The organism is Alistipes sp. CAG:268 (assembly GCA_000434235.1).
GTDB classification, from domain to species: Bacteria; Bacteroidota; Bacteroidia; order Bacteroidales; family Rikenellaceae; genus Alistipes; species Alistipes avistercoris.
This window is the reverse complement of record FR892023.1, coordinates 81,481-81,773: the sequence shown is the minus strand read 5'-3', so window position 1 is coordinate 81,773 and position 293 is coordinate 81,481. Positions and strand designations below refer to the sequence as shown.

Annotated in this window: 1 pseudogene; it reads right to left on the bottom strand. The window is 64.5% G+C overall.

From position 1 onward, the window contains the following. Positions 1-293: pseudogene (locus tag QZL63_RS10995) on the bottom strand (LTA synthase family protein); the annotation flags it as partial.

The following is a 293-nucleotide window of genomic DNA, read 5'->3' as shown; positions in this document are numbered from 1 at the left end:
GTGCGTCGGACGACCGGCCGTCCTTGATCTGGGGCAGGACCTTCGGGAAGTAGAGCACCGTCGTGTCGCGGGCCAGCGAGTTGAGGTATGGGGTCACCTCCGTGCCGCCGACCTCCAGCCCTACGGGCCAGGCGCACAGCGACTCCGTCAGGATGAGGATCAGGTTCCTGCGGTGCGGTTCTACCAGCCGGGTGCGGGGATGCCGTTGTTCGGCCTCCTCCACGTAGCGTGTCGCGAATTCGATCTCCTCGGGCGTGTATCCTCCCATGTGGTAACATTGGAAGATCCACGAG